13 protein-coding genes and 1 tRNA gene are annotated in these 16758 nt (G+C 42.6%); 6 read left to right on the top strand and 8 right to left on the bottom strand.

The window, feature by feature from the left end:
• Positions 1 to 69: 69 nt before the first annotated feature.
• Together Q0X77_RS07325 and Q0X77_RS07320 are read right to left on the bottom strand one after the other, a co-directional pair.
• Entirely contained in the window at positions 70 to 2295 is a 2226-nt protein-coding gene (locus Q0X77_RS07325) for a SulP family inorganic anion transporter (RefSeq protein ID WP_297795275.1), read from the bottom strand.
• Complete coding sequence (locus Q0X77_RS07320; RefSeq protein WP_297795272.1) at positions 2292 to 3155, bottom strand: universal stress protein; 864 nt, start codon at positions 3153 to 3155, stop codon at positions 2292 to 2294. The genes Q0X77_RS07325 and Q0X77_RS07320 overlap by 4 nt, the downstream gene beginning before the upstream one ends.
• Before the next feature lie 185 nt (positions 3156 to 3340).
• On the opposite strand from Q0X77_RS07320, the gene Q0X77_RS07315 reads away from it, so the two are divergent.
• Positions 3341 to 5176 (top strand): sodium:proton antiporter, encoded by a 1836-nt coding sequence (locus Q0X77_RS07315; RefSeq protein ID WP_297795270.1) that lies wholly within the window; start codon positions 3341 to 3343, stop codon positions 5174 to 5176.
• A 44-nt stretch (positions 5177 to 5220) separates the two neighbouring features.
• Here Q0X77_RS07315 and Q0X77_RS07310 read toward each other — a convergent pair whose 3' ends face one another.
• The 3 genes from Q0X77_RS07310 to Q0X77_RS07300 all read right to left on the bottom strand — a co-directional run bounded on the left by Q0X77_RS07310 (position 5221) and on the right by Q0X77_RS07300 (position 8499).
• Positions 5221 to 5454 carry a GTP-binding protein LepA gene (locus Q0X77_RS07310; RefSeq protein ID WP_297795267.1) on the bottom strand — a complete coding sequence of 78 codons (234 nt, stop codon included), beginning with the start codon at positions 5452 to 5454 and terminating at the stop codon, positions 5221 to 5223.
• An 89-nt stretch (positions 5455 to 5543) separates the two neighbouring features.
• Positions 5544 to 7340 (bottom strand): translation elongation factor 4, encoded by a 1797-nt coding sequence (gene lepA / locus Q0X77_RS07305; RefSeq protein ID WP_297795264.1) that lies wholly within the window; start codon positions 7338 to 7340, stop codon positions 5544 to 5546.
• 52 nt (positions 7341 to 7392) lie between these two features.
• Positions 7393 to 8499, bottom strand: coding sequence for a hypothetical protein (locus Q0X77_RS07300; protein ID WP_297795260.1), 1107 nt, complete (start codon positions 8497 to 8499; stop codon positions 7393 to 7395).
• Between the two features lie 38 nt (positions 8500 to 8537).
• Between Q0X77_RS07300 and Q0X77_RS07295 the strand changes: the two genes are divergently transcribed.
• From Q0X77_RS07295 to dusB, 3 genes are all read left to right on the top strand, one after another.
• Positions 8538 to 9761 (top strand): M28 family peptidase, encoded by a 1224-nt coding sequence (locus Q0X77_RS07295; RefSeq protein WP_297795257.1) that lies wholly within the window; start codon positions 8538 to 8540, stop codon positions 9759 to 9761.
• A 161-nt stretch (positions 9762 to 9922) separates the two neighbouring features.
• Positions 9923 to 12334, top strand: coding sequence for an outer membrane beta-barrel family protein (locus Q0X77_RS07290; protein WP_297795254.1), 2412 nt, complete (start codon positions 9923 to 9925; stop codon positions 12332 to 12334).
• Between the two features lie 52 nt (positions 12335 to 12386).
• Entirely contained in the window at positions 12387 to 13379 is a 993-nt protein-coding gene (gene dusB / locus Q0X77_RS07285) for a tRNA dihydrouridine synthase DusB (RefSeq protein WP_297795251.1), read from the top strand.
• A gap of 6 nt (positions 13380 to 13385) precedes the next feature.
• On the opposite strand, the gene Q0X77_RS07280 is transcribed toward dusB, so the two are convergent.
• Positions 13386 to 14591 carry an FtsX-like permease family protein gene (locus tag Q0X77_RS07280; protein WP_297795248.1) on the bottom strand — a complete coding sequence of 402 codons (1206 nt, stop codon included), beginning with the start codon at positions 14589 to 14591 and terminating at the stop codon, positions 13386 to 13388.
• A gap of 164 nt (positions 14592 to 14755) precedes the next feature.
• Positions 14756 to 15148, bottom strand: coding sequence for a 30S ribosome-binding factor RbfA (gene rbfA, locus Q0X77_RS07275; RefSeq protein ID WP_297795245.1), 393 nt, complete (start codon positions 15146 to 15148; stop codon positions 14756 to 14758).
• Between the two features lie 59 nt (positions 15149 to 15207).
• Here rbfA and mce point away from each other — a divergent pair, with 59 nt between their 5' ends.
• Positions 15208 to 15609: a methylmalonyl-CoA epimerase gene (gene mce, locus Q0X77_RS07270; protein WP_297795242.1), complete on the top strand. Its 402-nt coding sequence runs from the start codon at positions 15208 to 15210 to the stop codon at positions 15607 to 15609.
• Between the two features lie 83 nt (positions 15610 to 15692).
• Here mce and Q0X77_RS07265 read toward each other — a convergent pair whose 3' ends face one another.
• Positions 15693 to 16064 (bottom strand): helix-turn-helix transcriptional regulator, encoded by a 372-nt coding sequence (locus Q0X77_RS07265; protein ID WP_297795239.1) that lies wholly within the window; start codon positions 16062 to 16064, stop codon positions 15693 to 15695.
• 506 nt (positions 16065 to 16570) lie between these two features.
• Here Q0X77_RS07265 and Q0X77_RS07260 point away from each other — a divergent pair.
• Positions 16571 to 16644 (top strand) — tRNA-Ile (locus Q0X77_RS07260).
• Positions 16645 to 16758 lie beyond the last annotated feature (114 nt).

The following is a 16758-nucleotide window of genomic DNA, read 5'->3' as shown; positions in this document are numbered from 1 at the left end:
GTATTCTGAGTCGGCTGCAAATTAACAAAACCGCTAATGAATAACCCTAATATTAATAGTTTTTAACAATCAATGGGTAATCTTTTTGTGCTGGACCAAATCATGCAGCTGCTGTCCAAAATAGATCATTCTTTTGGTTTCCTGTACACTCAGCAGGCGTTCATTTTTTAAGATTAGCAAAGAAGAACCATTAGATTCGATATGATAATAAGGATGGCTTTCAAGGAACAATACCATCTCATCCGAAAAGAGTTCACGAATAGCATTTTCGTCTTCTCCACTAAGGTTAAAGCGCCTGTTGAAGTCCGGATGGTTTTCTATGCTTATATCTTTGAATCCCGCCAGGGAATAAATTAATTGCAACAGACCTTCTTTATCGAGCGTAAATACAGGGATATCCATATCCAGATTAATATGCATCATGGTGGTTTTAACGACTTCTTTTGCTATAAAAGCACCTTCTGTCCATTCGAGGTCAAAGACACTACAGTCGTTTTCAGCATCTTTTAAAAGGTTGTAGAAATAGTCGATTTCGCGGGTATGAAAGAATACAAAATTTTCCAAAAAAGAAGTATTGGTGTTCCTTTTTGCAATATAATCCCAGCCATAATCCTTAGCTGCTACCTCCAGATCTTTTTGTCTTTTGGTAAAATACCGTTCAATCGGTTTTAGTGCTGCCACAGGTAATATTTTTCGGATGGCAAAGGGGTGAAAGGAGTCGGCATCATGTTTATCCAAGCCTATGACCTCAATACTTCCCCCTTTTTTATCAAAGGAAGCATTATAATTTTCCAGACCTTCCAGGACCGTGTGATCAACGAAACTGCACATAGAAAAATCGAGCACCACGTCTTCACTTTCTGGTACGGCATCGAGCTTATCCTTTAGTTTATGGAAATTCAGGAAACTACAAAAGTATTTTACACTCACATAAAAAACCCCTTCATCTTCTTCCTTGAAAACAAGAATATTAGGTTTAAACAAATGACTAAGGAACAGGGAAACACTTTTATTTAAAATCATATGAATAATGATCGTAACCAAAATTCCGACCCCAATTCCCGTAATAAGGTTTGTAAATAATGTGGTAATTAATGTGGTTAGAAAAATAACAACTTGTTCATTCCCAATACGGGCAATTTTCCTGAAAGATTCCGGATCCGCCAATTTGTATCCGGTATACACCAGGATGGCTGCCAACGCCGCCAGGGGTATACGGCTAAGCTGCTCCTGAAAAACCAGGACAAAGCCAACCAAAAACAGGGCATGGAAGAAATTGGAAGATCTGTTGGTAGCCCCGTTATGTACGTTAACCGAACTTCTGGCAATTACGGTTACCACATTAAGACCGCCTAATAAGCCACTAATGGTTGTGGCCAATCCAAGCGCTTTGAGATCTTTATTGACATTGGACCTCCTGTTTAGCGGATCAAGTTTGTCCACAGCCTTAATACTCAGCAGGGATTCTATACTCGCTATCAGGGTAATGGCAAATACGGCAAGGATAAACTGTTTGTCCCATATCTTTGCAAAATCAGGGAATGCAAGACTGGATAGCACGTTATCGGGAATGGATACTAAGAAATCTATCCCAATCGGATAAGGTTTGCCAAGAAGGGCATAGCAATAACTTAAACCGACAGACAGGATCAATATCCACATTGGCGCAGGGATGAGCTGAAAGAACTTATTCCTGATTTTCGAATAAAAGACCATTATCAACAGACTGACAATTCCTATTGCCGACGCAAACAACATATCCATGTCTGCTTCATATAGCAAATCCAGTAAGTCATTTGGGATGGTATACAATAACTCTATAATTGTTCCTTTTGAATCGTTATGGCCCACCATTATATGAAATTGCTTCGCCAGGATACCGACACCAATAGCGGCGAGCATACCTTGTATAGCCGAAGCCGGAAAAAAATCTGCCAAACGCCCCATTTTTAAGAAGCCCAAAAGGAGCATCAGGATGCCCGAGAACACTACGGCCGCTAAGGTGAATAAATAGCCCTGGTACAAATCACCTTTACCAAGGACCGTAATTGCCCCTAGCAACACAATGACCAGGCCATTACCCGGCCCGGCTATAGTAACCTTGGAACCGCCTAAGAGCGCAACAATTATCCCTCCTGTTACTGCGGCGATGATCCCTGAAATAGGAGGCGCCTCACTTGCCAAAGCCAATCCCAGACCCAGAGGCAACGCGATAAGCGACACTACAAAACCCGCAAAGATGTTTTTGGGCAAAGACTTGATAAAAGTGGTGGTATGGTTGGTTTTAGCGCTCAATCTTTTTTACGAATAATCAATAAATCGGTGGGCAAATCGGATAAAATATACTCCAGGTCATGAGGGAAAATACGATCTAACAACCCTGATTTTTTAGGAGCATTCATGACCAGCAAATCTGCGCGCACTACTTCTGCATAGTGACCTATGGAATAGCCCCTTTTACCAAAAATACTTTGTGTCTTTACCTTAATATTTTTAAGGAAATTTTCCGGCATACTATTCAGGATTTTGCGTACCCTGGAATCTTCCCTCAGTTTGAGTCGCTCCATTACAATATTAGCTTTCTTTAAAGACCGGTCATCTTCAACAGTGACATGGATTTCTTGCTCCCTAATCTCCTCTACAATGGTAATCTGTTGTGCTCCTAAGGCGTTAGCCACATAGAACGCATCCAAAATAGCTACAGGGGTTTCCGGAGCATCCAGCCCATTTACAACAATATGCTTACAAGGGCTGCGTTCTGCCGTGGGCTTTATCAGCAACAAAACAGAGCAATTAACCTTTCGGGTCAAATTTCTGGCGATACTTCCCACATAGAATTGATACATATTTTCATGTTGAAGCGCACCCAGTACCAATAAATCAATATTGTATTTCGTACATGCCTCTAAAATTACAGAAACCGGCTTTCCTTCTTCCCACTGAATTTCTATGGCATCATCCGGAAAATCAATTTTCTTCAGCAGTGCATTCAAAATACCCAATTTTTCCCCGGTTTTTTCCCCTACATGAAGTAAGGTTAATTTGGCATTAAAAAAATGCGCAAGACGCGTGGTTTCCAAAAGATTGATTTCCAGCGTGGGTGAAAAAGCAAAACCGAATAGAATTCTCTTAAAAGGATGGGGATTCGTTTCCAATACTTTTATTTTGGTTGAATATACCACATATATACCTATTATAATGAGTTAAGTTAAATTCCTAATAGCCGTCTGTTGATGATAGCTTCAATACCAATAGGCAGGTATTATTTAAAATTCTATTTCTTGTGCTATTCGTAATGGATATTCATTTTAATCATTATTTTTAACACCAAAGGAAAGAGATGGTAGAACTTGCCGGAATAATTATTTTAGGGATCATTGCACAGTGGTTCGCATGGCGTTTAAAACTGCCGGCTATTTTACCCCTGATTTTGATTGGCCTTCTTGTTGGACCTATAGCCACCTTGTATACCGAAGATGGTTCTAAATTGATAGAACCTGTTTGGAATGGGGAAAAAGGACTTTTCCCGGGAGATGGCTTATATTATTTTCTTTCCCTTGCCATTAGTATTATCTTATTTGAAGGCGGCCTTACCCTAAAACGTTCCGAGATCAGAAATGTTGGCCCTGTAATTACCAAGCTAATTACGGTGGGCACCCTGGTTACTTTCTTTGGAGCAGGAATAGTAACGCATTTTGTCTTTGATCTTAGCTGGCAGATATCTTTTTTGTTTGCGGCCCTGATTATTGTCACCGGCCCCACGGTTATTACCCCAATCTTAAGAAATTTACCTTTAAAAAAAGATATTTCCGCGGTATTAAAATGGGAGGGGATATTGATTGATCCAATTGGGGCATTGGTAGCCGTACTTGTATTTGAATTTATTAGCGTGGGTGAAGGGCAGGCGTATACCGAAACAGCATTGATTGACTTTGGTAAGATTTTACTTTTTGGAACTACTTTCGGCTTCACATTTGCCCACGCCCTGGCCTTTATTATCAGGAAAAAATACGTGCCCCATTATTTATCCAATGTGGTCTCGCTTTCCGTGGTCCTTTTAGTATTCGTGGAATCTGATATTCTGGCCCATGAATCTGGTCTTCTGGCCGTGGTGGTGATGGGAATGGTTATGGGGAACATGGACCTGCCCAACCTTAAAGAGCTGCTCTATTTTAAGGAATCGCTTAGCGTATTACTGATCTCCATTCTTTTTATCCTTTTGGCCGCGAACATCAACATTAGTGATATGATGTTGATTTACAATTGGAAAACGGCGGTATTATTTTTTATAGTTGTGCTTGTCATTCGGCCTATTGGGGTCTTTTTAAGCACCAAAGGATCCAGTTTAAAATTTAATGAAAAACTCTTCATAAGCTGGGTAGGACCCAGAGGTATTGTGGCTGCCGGAATTGCCTCACTTTTTGGATCCAAATTAATTCAAAAAGGGGAACCAGGAGCAGAATATATAACCCCGCTGGTCTTTATGATTGTACTTGGGACGGTGCTTTTAAATGCAACTACCGCCCGGTATTTTGCAAAAATGGTTGGGGTGTTTTTAAAACATTCGGAAGGAATTTTAATTTTAGGCGCATCCAAAGCGTCCAGGCTGTTGGCCAGTTACCTAAAGAAGAACAACAGGCATGTGGTCTTAATAGATGCTAACCAGGCGAATATTGACCAGGCAAAAAAACTTGGTTTGGAGGCTAAGGTAGCCGATGTGTATTCAGATACCCTTACAGATGATATAGAGCTTAATGATATGGGCTATTTAATGGCGCTTACCGGGAGTCCTGAAATAAATCAATATGCCATAGACAAGTTCAGGGATCAGTTGGGCGAAAATGGTTCCTTCAGGCTGGTTAGTGCTGATGAGATGAACGATCCTGAGAAAAACCCCAGGGAAGGCCTCTTCTCACAGAACGACGATTTTATTAAAATGACGGAAGTCACCAGGCGATATCCTGCGCTTCACGAAATAGACCTTAAAAATGCCGACCATTACAAAAAGCTAATAGATATTACCAAAGAAGATGATGAGATTATCCCGGTATTTTTAAAATCCCCGGATGGAAAAGTATCTATCATATCTACCTTCAATGGAGACTCAGATGCTATTTCAGAGGGCTCTAAACTGGTATACCTGGGCAAAATGTTTGATTTAGACAGGGCACACTAAAAAGCTGTAGCTCGTATTCTTTTGAACTTATTTGGCAAAATTAATCAACCGTTAAAAGTTGCAGTCCTGGTAATTTCTACCGTAATATCATCCATAGCAACGTCTATGCGATCTCCTGCCAGTAAATTGTAGAAGTGAACAGAGGACTCCCTTTTTATCTTTCCCTCAAGCAAATCGGGATCTATGTCACCACCTTCCTGTTGCCAGGTAAATACGGAATGCTGTTTAATCTGAATAATCTTATGTAAAGCACGAAATTCGGCAATATATGTAGTCATAAATAGGGGAATTTTAAACTTCTACTATTAACTAAGAGCAGTCCATATTATTGTATTTTTTGTACAAAAAATGTAGGGAAGCAGAAAAATTAATCATTTAGTTTAAGTACGGCCATAAATGCTTGTTGGGGGATCTCTACATTACCCACTTGCCGCATCCGTTTTTTACCCTTCTTTTGTTTTTCCAGAAGTTTTCGTTTCCTGGAAATATCACCCCCATAACATTTGGCGGTAACATCTTTACGCAGCGCTTTAATGGTTTCCCTGGAAATAATTTTAGCTCCAATCGCAGCCTGTATCGGAATATCAAACTGTTGCCTGGGGATGAGCTCCTTTAACTTTTCGCACATCCTTTTGCCTATGTAGTGGGCATTATCAAAATGTACAAGAGCAGAGAGCGCATCTACCGGTTGGGCATTGAGTAAAATATCTACTCGAACCAGTTTAGATACCCGCATCCCAATAGGAGAATAATCAAAGGAGGCATACCCCTTGGATACGGTTTTAAGTCGGTCGTAAAAATCAAAAACGATCTCAGCCAGCGGCATATCAAAATTGAGTTCCACCCGCTCGGTAGTAAGGTAGGTTTGATTGGTAATCAGGCCCCGTTTATCAATACAAAGCGACATTACGTTTCCAACAAAATCCGACTTTGTAATTATGGTAGCTTTTATATAAGGCTCTTCCACCCTTGCCAGGGTAGAGGGGTCCGGGAGATCACTGGGGTTATTTACGATAACCGGGGTATCGGGATCTTTGGTGGTAAAGGCGTGATAACTAACGTTGGGCACCGTGGTGATCACGGTCATATCAAACTCCCGTTCCAAACGCTCCTGGATGATTTCCATATGAAGCATGCCCAGAAAACCGCATCGAAAACCGAAGCCCAGGGCTGCACTGCTTTCAGGGGTAAACACCAGGGAAGCATCATTGAGCTGCAATTTTTCCATGGAGGAACGCAGTTCTTCAAAATCTTCTGTATCTACCGGGTAGATACCTGCAAAGACCATGGGTTTTACATCTTCAAAACCGGCAATTGGATTCATGGTTGGGTTAACAGCATCGGTAATGGTATCACCCACTTTTACTTCCCGTGCGTCTTTTATTCCGGTAATAAGATAGCCAACATCACCTGCCTTAATACTTGCCTGGGGGACCTGGCTAAGTTTCAGGGTGCCTACTTCATCAGCAAAATAGGTCTTCCCGGTGGCTACAAATTTTATTTTTTGTCCTTTTTTTATAGAGCCGTTGATGACCCTGAAATAGGTTTCAACGCCACGGAAAGGATTGTAAACAGAATCGAACACCAAAGCCTGTAAGGGCTCATCAATATTTCCGGTTGGGGCCGGAATACGGTCAATAATGGCCGTAAGAATATCTTTAATCCCAATTCCGGTTTTAGCACTTGCAGGGATCACCTCTTCGGGCTTGCACCCCAAAAGGTCTACAATATCATCGGTTACTTCTTCCGGACTGGCGCTTGGTAAATCAACTTTGTTCAATACCGGAATAATTTCCAGGTCATTTTCCAGGGCCAGGTATAAATTGGAAATGGTCTGGGCCTGTATGCTTTGTGCCGCATCAACCACCAAAAGGGCGCCTTCGCAAGCCGCTATAGAGCGTGAAACCTCGTAGGAGAAATCTACGTGCCCGGGGGTGTCAATTAAATTAAGCACATATGACTCCCCTTCGTGCTCGTATTCCATCTGAATAGCGTGACTCTTAATGGTAATCCCCCGTTCTCGCTCCAGGTCCATATTATCCAGAAGCTGTTCTTTCTTTTCCCTTTCCGTTACCGAACCGGTAAAATCCAATAGCCTGTCTGCTAAAGTACTTTTCCCATGATCTATATGGGCGATAATACAGAAATTCCGAATATGCTTCATTTTCTTTTTCTGGCTATTTCAAATAGGCTGCAAAGATACAGTTTTCTGCTACTTAATCCTGCCACTCGGCAATAAACAAATTGGTATCCCGGGTTCCTCCGTTGTTGCGGTTACTGGAAAACGCCAGGAATTTGCCATTATTGGAAAATACGGGAAAGGCATCAAAGGTTTTTCCATGGGTAACCCGTTCCAGGTTCTTCCCATCTATATCTATAAGATACAGGTTAAACGGAAATCCTTTTTCAGCCTCATAGTTACTTGAAAATAAGATCTTTGTGCCCGAAGGGTGAAAGAACGGACTCCAGTTGGCATTGCCCAGAAAGCTTAGCTGCCTCAGTTCACTGCCATCTGCATTGCAAATAAAAAGCTCCATTTCTGTGGGCTGTACCAATCCCTGGGCCAATAATGCTTTATATTCTCTTATGGCTTCTTCGGTTCTAGGTCTTGAAGCCCTGAAAATAATTTTGGTGCCATCCGGAGAGAAAAAAGCACCGCCGTCATAACCCAATTCATCTGTTATTTGGACCACATCAGTACCATCAAGGTTCATGGTATACAATTCCAGGTCCCCGCTTCGGGTAGAGGTAAACACTATTTTATCTCCCTGTGGAGAAACCGTGGCTTCCGCATCATAACCCGGTTCACTGGTAAGTTGGGTAACGATATTTCCATTAAGATCGGCTACAAAGATGTCGAAGGAATCGTAGACGGGCCATACGTATTTCCCGTTTTTACGCAAGGGCACCTCCGGGCACTCTTCGCTGTCTAAATGGGTGGAGGCGTAAACAATATGCTTATTGTCCGGGAGGAAATAGGCGCAGGTGGTACGCCCCATTCCCGTGCTTATCATGGGGGGTTGACCTTCTTTGAAATCCTCTTCAAAATTCATCAGAAACATCTGGTCGCATTGCATACCCCAGGCGGGATTGTTGGATTGAAAAATTAACTTGCTGTCGTCAAAGCTCCAATAGGCTTCGGCATTGTCCCCGCCAAAAGTCACCTGGCGAATGGATTTAAAATGTTTTTCTTCTTTATAGATCAGGGTGTCTGATCCGGCCATTACAGAAACCGTACTTTCCTTTTCAGGAAGGGCTTTTTTGGAATCGGTCTTACAACCAAAAATCAGGAATAATAGAAAGAAGGGCACCAAAGTTTTCATAGGATGATTAATTTTGTTCAAAATTAGATGCAAAACTGATGAAAAAAATAATTCTGGGTATATTTTTTATTCTTGCCCTTGGATGTAAACGTGAGGAACCTAAAATGCCTTCGATGGAACAGGAGATCCATATCCTGGCAAGTGACGAATTTAAGGGCAGGGAAACCGGAACTGAAGAAGAGTTGAGAGCAGCAGCCTATATTCGGGAACTTATGCTGGGAATAGGGCTTAAACCCAAGGGGAATGCCGGTACTTATTACCAGACCTTTACGTTTAAACCAAAGAAAGACCCGCATCAGCAGATACGTTTTGAAGAAGGTGGCGACAGTACCATAACAGGCACTAATGTTATTGGGTTTATAGATAACAACGCCAGGAATACGATAGTGATAGGGGCCCATTACGACCACCTGGGCTATGGGGGCGAAGGCTCCTTGTACAAAGGTGAACCGGCGGTTCATAACGGTGCGGATGATAATGCCAGTGGGGTGGCGGTACTCCTGGACCTGGCCAATAAGATAAAGGGAGCGGAGCTTACTAAAAACTATTTGTTTATTACTTTTTCAGGGGAGGAAATGGGCCTGCTGGGGTCAAATTTTTTCACCAAAAACCCCACCATAGACCTGGAAAAAGTATCCTATATGCTAAACCTTGATATGGTTGGCCGACTCAGGGAAGACAAGACCTTGTCCGTTAGCGGGACAGGAACCTCCCCTATCTGGCCCCAGGTATTAAATGCATCCAATCCCGGATTTAAATTGGTATTGAATGAATCTGGCGTAGGGCCATCAGACCATACCTCGTTCTACCTGCAGGATATCCCGGTATTGCATTTTTTTACGGGGCAGCATGAAGATTACCACAAACCAACGGATGATGCAGAGAAACTTAATTATGACGGTATGCGGGAGATAAGTGCGTATTTATTCAGTCTGGTAGAGGAATTGGATGATGACGGGCAACTTGTGTTTCGAAAAACAAAGAATGAAAGCGATGAAGTACCCAGATTTAAAGTCGTTTTAGGGGTGGTCCCGGATTATCTGTATGATGGCAAAGGGATGCGCATTGATGGAATAAGTGAGGGCAAAACGGCGCAGAAAGCAGGCTTGCAAAAAGGCGATGTAGTGGTGCAGCTTGGCGACAGTGCGGTGGTAGATATGATGAGCTATATGCGGGCACTATCGGCTTTTGAACCGGGAGATACCACTACGGTACGGGTACTGCGTAAGGGCGAAACCCTGAAAGCACCCATCACTTTCTGATCCACGGCTATAATACTTGCAGCGGCCTTGTATGCGACTGATTTTGTAAGTAAATATGGACCGTAACAGGACAATACAACAAGGATCTGGAAACAATGAGAGTCCTTTTTTTAAGGTTAAAATAAAATAATTTTATAGCTTTACAGGCTAACCTACCAAATGTGAGATTTTCCTTACTATTCGTTTTGGGAATGTTACCCTTAGCCATGACCAGCCAGACCTTTGAAGTATCAGGGTCTGTTAGGGACACTGATGGGAAGTCACTTCCGTATGCCAATGTCATGTTGCTTCAGGTGCCGGACAGTACCCAGGTAAAAGGAATTTCTGCAGATGATAACGGTAAGTTCAGCTTAAAGGGCATAGAGCCCAATGTATACTATTTACAGGCAAAATACTTCGGATACCTTTCACTTTTAGTCCCGCTGGAAATAAAATCAAACTTACAAATTGGGGCCCTGGTTTTAGAACCCATTGAACAGAATTTAAGTGAGGTGGTGGTGACCGGGACAAAACCAATTGTTGAGCGAAAGGCAGATCGCATCGTTTTTAATGTTGAAAATACTGTTTTGGGGGAAGGCAACTCCTGGGATATTCTGCGAAATGCCCCCGGGGTGATTGTAATGCAGGATAACCTCGAAATCAGGGGACAAGCAGCCACGGTGTATCTCAACGATCGCAAAGTGCAATTATCCGCCCGGGAAGTACAGGAATTTTTAAAAGGGCTCTCCGGGGATATGATCTCATCTGTGGAGGTCATTCCAAATCCCCCCGCCAGTTTTGAAGCAGGGGACGGCTCTATCCTAAATATCCGCACCAAAGAAAACGTAACTCCGGGTTATAAGGGCAACGTCAGGGGACAATATACCCAGGGCGTATTTCCAAAATACAGCTTTGGTACCAGTCATTATTTCAAGAACGACAAAGTGGGTATTTTCCTGAACTATACCATCAACCCCAGAAAAGAATTTAAAAGCGGGGACGGCCGGGTTAACTTTATAAATGATCAGAATGAGGTATTTGCCAGTTGGAATACAGACATTGGGGAGACTATCCGATCCCAGGATCAGCAGTTTAATTTAATGTTCGATTATAAACCTTCTGAGCGCGATCTTATAAATTTCACCTCCAACATCAGCTTTTCCCCAAACAAGGAAATCGTAAATGAGTTAAGTACCGAAATGCTTAACGGGGCCGGGGTGCTCGATTCTACCATGCAGACCCTGAGTCCTATTGATGAGGACCTGGTAAACCTTAGTTTTGATCTTAATTACGAACGGAAACTAAAGAAAGAAGGAGAGAACCTTAAGGCCAATGTGCATTATACCTATTATGACCTGGCACGCCTGCAACGGGGTTCCTCAGATTATTTTGATCCTTCAGACACCTTTTTAAGGAATTTTACTTTTGCCACAGATGCCATGCAGGACATTAATATTTTTACGGCAAGGGTTGATTACTACCTGCCCTTAGAATCGGGGAGTTTTGAAACCGGGATTCGGGGATCATGGATAAACACGGATAGTGGCATTGATTATTTTGATGTGAACAACAACCTGCCTCCTTTTGACATTGCCCTGTCAGACAATTTTGAATACCGGGAAGGGGTGTATGCCCTTTACGGAAGTTATTCTCACGATTGGGAAAAGTGGGCCCTGAAGTTGGGGCTAAGGGCAGAACAAACCAATGTGGAAGCGCTCTCGGTAACGCTGCTGCAAATCAATAAGCAAAACTACTTTGAACTTTTTCCATCCTTCTACCTGAGCCGTAAGCTGGGCGAGGAGAATAGCCTTACCTTTGATTACAGCAGGAAGATTAACCGGCCCAAATATTCAGACCTGAACCCGTTTCGCTATTTTCTGAATGAAAATAATTACCTGGAAGGGAACCCCAACCTCGTTCCCAATTTCAGCCATAATTTCAATTTGAATTACTCCATAAAAGACACCTATTTTTTTGATGTTTATTACCGGGATAATGGCAGGTACATCAGTACCTTAACTTTTCAGGACAACGAGAACCAGGTGCTGAGGGAGAGCAAACAAAATGTGCAGAAAAGTACCTCCTATGGCCTGGATTTTACGATTTCAACAGCTATTAATGACTTTTGGTCCCTGTATTTTTACAACTCCGTTTTTTATGAAGATGAAACCTTACTGGCCGAGGAAAGTACTATTGAAACCTATACCAATAAGGTGACCGGGTATTACGGCTATCTGAATAATACCTTTAGCTTATCTAAAGACGGTACTTTTACCGGAGACCTCTCTTTTTCCTATTTAAGCAACTTTCTATTTGGTTCGTATAAAGTATCTGAAATTGCCATCCTTAATGTGGGTTTGCGCAAAACCCTATGGAATAACCGCGGGGTAATTTCCCTTGTGGGTGAAGACCTCCTTGGGATGGCCAGGGGCAGGTTAACCTCACGTTATGCCAACCAGGACAACTCCCTTAGGGAGCGACCGGAAACCAGATTTGTACGTCTGGGCTTTACCTATAAATTTGGCAATTACCGTCTGAACAACATCAACCGCAACCTCCGGAAAAGCGAGTTACAACGACTTGAAAACGAATAAATTGGGGTAGTTGCCGCATTATTTTTAATTTTGCACCGCAAAGATTTAAAAGATGCCAACAATAGGTAACATTGTTTTACCCACTTTTCCCTTGTTGCTCGCCCCTATGGAGGACGTAAGCGACCCACCCTTTCGCGCACTCTGCAAGGAGCAGGGAGCAGACCTGGTATATACCGAGTTTATCTCTTCGGAAGGCCTTATCCGCGATGCGGCTAAAAGTGTTATGAAGCTCGATATCTACGAAAAGGAACGCCCGGTAGGGATACAGATCTTTGGCGCCAACCTGGACTCCATGCTGCGTTCGGTAGAGATTGTGGAACAATCCAAACCGGATATTATTGATATCAATTTTGGCTGTCCGGTAAAGAAAGTAGTGAGCAAAGGCGCAGGCGCAGGGATTTTAAAAGATATTGATTTAATGGTCTCCCTTACCAGGGCCATGGTAGAACATACCCATTTACCTGTAACCGTAAAAACCAGGCTGGGCTGGGACCACGATTCCATTAAAATTGTGGAAGTGGCAGAACGGCTGCAGGATGTAGGCTGTAAGGCCATTGCTATCCACGGAAGGACAAGGGCGCAGATGTATAAAGGGCAGGCCGACTGGAAGCCGATTGCCGAGGTAAAAAACAATTCAAGAATGCATATCCCGGTTTTTGGAAACGGGGATGTAGACAGCCCTGAAGCGGCCCGAATAATGCGTGATGATTACGGGCTGGACGGCGCCATGATTGGCCGCGCCAGTATTGGGTATCCCTGGTTTTTTAAAGAAGTAAAACACTACCTGAAGACAGGAACATACTTAGAACCCCCTACCATGGAAGAACGCGTACTAGCGGCCCGAAGGCATCTGCAAATGGCTATGGACTGGAAAGGGGAGAAGCTGGGGGTTTTTGAGACCCGAAGGCACTACACCAATTATTTTAAGGGCATTCCCAACTTTAAGGAATACCGTATGAAAATGGTGACCAGCGATGATGCAAAAGATGTCTTTGCCGCCTTTGATGAGGTTCTGGAAAAGTTTGGGGATTACCAGTTTGTATAATGGGAATCAGGCCAGGAGTTTTTTGCTAACCCGGCTACTGGCAATTTTCGATGCAATTATGCCCAGCACTACAATGGTAACCAGGACCACCACGACATTCATAAGTTTATATTCTACCGGATAGGCCAGGGAAGGGGTAATTTTTAACCAGCCAAAGGCCAGCTGAGACCAGATAAGGAGGGAGGCCAGGAACAGCCCAATCAGGCCACCCAGGCTGGTGACCAGGACGCCCTGCACAAAATAGATACGCCGCAATTCGCGTATGGTAGCCCCAAGGCTATAAAGGGTTTTGGAATTCTGCTGCTTATCCAGGATCATCATGATAATGGCACCTACTACATTAAACAAGGCAATGATCAGCACCAGGGTAAAGATTAGATAGGTAGCCAGGTTTTCGGTATTCAGCATTTTATAGAGTGCTGTGTTGAGTTGCCTCCGGTTCCGCAGCTCTATATTATCACCCAGGACAGCGGTAAGCTGTTTTCGAACCTCGTCTGCATCGGCCAGGGGGTCTATGCCAAAATTAAGTCCGGAAAGCTGGGTGTTGTCTTTTTCAAGGATCACCTGTGCCAGGGCAAGTTCTGTAAAGACATATTTCTTATCCAGGTTTTCTTCAATAGCATACACCCCACTTATGACTACCGGCATATCGTTATAGGGTTTTTCTCCGAAACGCTGTTGGGTCCCTGATCCTTTTCCCGGTTTGGGTGCCAGGATACGCAAAGGATCCTGATAATCATTGATGGTAAGGCTAAGTAAATTGGCAATGCCCAGGCCTACCACCGCCTGTTGGTTTTTTAAGGTCCAATTTCCCCAATAGATGGCACTGTCTACCTTTGTTGCCACCCTATAAGCGGTATCCACGCCTTTTATGTAGGCCACACAGCTCTTTTGTTTATGGGTAAGGTAGACCTGCTCTTCCAGCTCCTTGGAATAGGAGGTAATCCCGGAAATGGCCAACAATTGTTTTTCTTTTTCGGGTCCCAGGCTAAAGAATTTCCCGCTGATGGGGGTAGCTTTTAGATCGGGGTCGAAGGTAGACGAGAAGGAAATGCTAAAGGTTTTAAGTCCGGAAAAGCCCGATAATACAATAAAAAGTGCTGCAGAGCCAATGACAATTACCAGGAAGGTGATAAAGTTGATAATGTTTACGGCATTCTGGCTGCTTTTAGAGCGTACGTATCTTTTTGCTATATAAAAGGGAAAATTCAAGTTAAGTGATTATTTGAAATTTAATGCATTGCTTTTTTGTGATTCCTTTTGCGTACCAGGTTGTTAAAATTTTAAACCATAGCCCTGCTATCCTTAAAAATTTTGCCTGGTAATCCATCAAAAGTAATCTATAAAAACCCCAACAACAAAACTCCAAACAATCACTAGGATTTTTTTCTTTTGGGTAGCAGCTCCGGATTCTCAATAGGGTCCTCATCCCCTTTTAAGGATTTGTCTATGTTGTCTATATACTCCAGGGAATCATCAATAAAAAAGGAGAGTTCGGGGATACGCCGCAGCTGGTGTTTGGTACGCTGGGCCAGCTCGTGCTTAATAAGGGGCTGGTTAGACTTCATTCCTTCGAGCAATTCTTCGGCCTTTTTATTGGGGAAGATACTTACGTATACCTTGGCTATAGAGAGGTCTGTGGTAACGTACACTTTAGAGACAGAAATAAGGGTTCCCTGCATCCCGCCGTCTGTTGCTGCGCGCTGTAAGATATCGGCCAGGTCTTTTTGAATAACCCCTGCAATTTTTTTCTGTCGTTGTGTTTCCATAGGGCAAAAATACGTACTTTAGAGGGTATTAAAAAACGAAGGTTAACAATAGGGAAACCATGAATAAAATAGAACATATAGGCATTGCTGTAAAGGATCTGGAAGGCTCTAAACAGCTGTTTGAAAAACTTTTTGGCACGGAGCAGTACAAGGTAGAGGAAGTGGCCTCAGAAGGGGTAAAAACCTCGTTCTTCCAGGTGGGCCCCAATAAGATAGAATTGCTGGAAGCCACTAAGGAAGACAGCCCTATTGCCAAGTATATAGACCGAAAAGGGGAAGGCATACACCATATTGCTTTTGAGGTAGATGATATTAAGAAGGAAATAGCGCGTTTAAAGGGCGAAGGCTTTATTGTCTTGAACGAGCAGCCCAAAAAAGGGGCCGACAATAAGCTGGTGGCTTTTCTGCACCCAAAAAGCAGTAATGGGGTTTTGGTGGAGTTGTGCCAGGAGATTAAATAATACTTTTTGACCCGAGTGGACTGACTCATGTAAATTCCAAAATTCAAATTCCAAAAACAGGTTCAATTAGCTTAGGGACTAGTTCATTTTTTTCTTCTTTTGTAATAAGGAATTGAAACCCCTCCCAATAATGGAAAGAACCAACAAATTAAAACCCACCAATGCTCTTGCCATGTCAACCATCCAATTAGAAACTCAACAACTATTAGTATAGAAATACTGATTAGAAAAAGATTGAGTAGTCTTTGTTTTTTTGTCATGATACTTATTTTTTGTTCGTTTAAATTCTGATTGAGAACATCACCTATTTTCTTTAAAGAATGTTTAGATGGTTCTACCTCATGATTTTCAATTCTTTGAATTGTTCTTTCCGTTAATCCGGTCTTTTCAGAAAGTTCAATTTGAGTTAAGCCTTCTTTGATTCTTAATGTTTTGATTTTTGTTCCTAATCTCATGACAAAATTATTACGTCGAGTATAATTCTCACACGACATCTTCACGACATCTTATATAAATTTAATTTTTTTTTGGTTTACTATTCAGTGTCAAATAGACAAAAACCTTCTATTTCATTGACCAGGACGGTTTAAAGGGGGTCCCGGTTACCAAGAGGCAGTCCGTCCTGCGTACCTTGGGCTTCAACAATTAGGCAGCACCTGACTCATAATCGAAAGATTGATTTTGAGATTTGCTAATTAAACATATAGTACAGAAAAAAGAGTTATCTTCATGAAGTAAGCTTTATGTGCTATTTAGCCAACTTTCTGCCTATAAAGAAGTTGCAGTATAGTAAAATAAGTAGTAATATTGCAGTCCAAAATTTTGGAATTTGACATACGCGATAGCGAAATTGGTCCTATCCCGAAGTTATCTACGATACTTCAGGACACGTAGCTCAGTAGTAGAGAACTCGGGACTGACTCATAATCGTAAGATTGAATTTGACATATTGATTTTAACCGGTCCTATAGCTCAGCTGGTTAGAGCACCTGACTCATAATCAGGGGGTCCCTGGTTCGAGCCCAGGTGGGACCACTTATAAAATCCGCATTTATCCTATTTATGGGATATTGCGGATTTTTTTATATAATAGGGTGCTCGTAAGGGTGCTTTTAAATTCGAAAACGATACCTAAAAGGGGGGCACCCA

This window comes from uncultured Eudoraea sp., from assembly GCF_947258925.1.
Lineage (GTDB): Bacteria > Bacteroidota > Bacteroidia > Flavobacteriales > Flavobacteriaceae > Eudoraea.
Note: the sequence above shows the minus strand (reverse complement) of the source record. Positions and strands in the feature narration are given on the sequence as shown.

What these genes read in the sequence shown, in the direction of transcription:
- Q0X77_RS07315 (WP_297795270.1), top strand. Translation starts at nt 3,341, where the DNA reads ATGGTAGAACTTGCCGGAATAATTATTTTAGGGATCATTGCACAGTGG.
- Q0X77_RS07310 (WP_297795267.1), bottom strand. Translation starts at nt 5,454, where the DNA reads ATGACTACATATATTGCCGAATTTCGTGCTTTACATAAGATTATTCAG.
- lepA (WP_297795264.1), bottom strand. Translation starts at nt 7,340, where the DNA reads ATGAAGCATATTCGGAATTTCTGTATTATCGCCCATATAGATCATGGG.
- Q0X77_RS07300 (WP_297795260.1), bottom strand. Translation starts at nt 8,499, where the DNA reads ATGAAAACTTTGGTGCCCTTCTTTCTATTATTCCTGATTTTTGGTTGT.
- Q0X77_RS07295 (WP_297795257.1), top strand. Translation starts at nt 8,538, where the DNA reads ATGAAAAAAATAATTCTGGGTATATTTTTTATTCTTGCCCTTGGATGT.
- dusB (WP_297795251.1), top strand. Translation starts at nt 12,387, where the DNA reads ATGCCAACAATAGGTAACATTGTTTTACCCACTTTTCCCTTGTTGCTC.
- rbfA (WP_297795245.1), bottom strand. Translation starts at nt 15,148, where the DNA reads ATGGAAACACAACGACAGAAAAAAATTGCAGGGGTTATTCAAAAAGAC.
- mce (WP_297795242.1), top strand. Translation starts at nt 15,208, where the DNA reads ATGAATAAAATAGAACATATAGGCATTGCTGTAAAGGATCTGGAAGGC.
- Q0X77_RS07265 (WP_297795239.1), bottom strand. Translation starts at nt 16,064, where the DNA reads ATGAGATTAGGAACAAAAATCAAAACATTAAGAATCAAAGAAGGCTTA.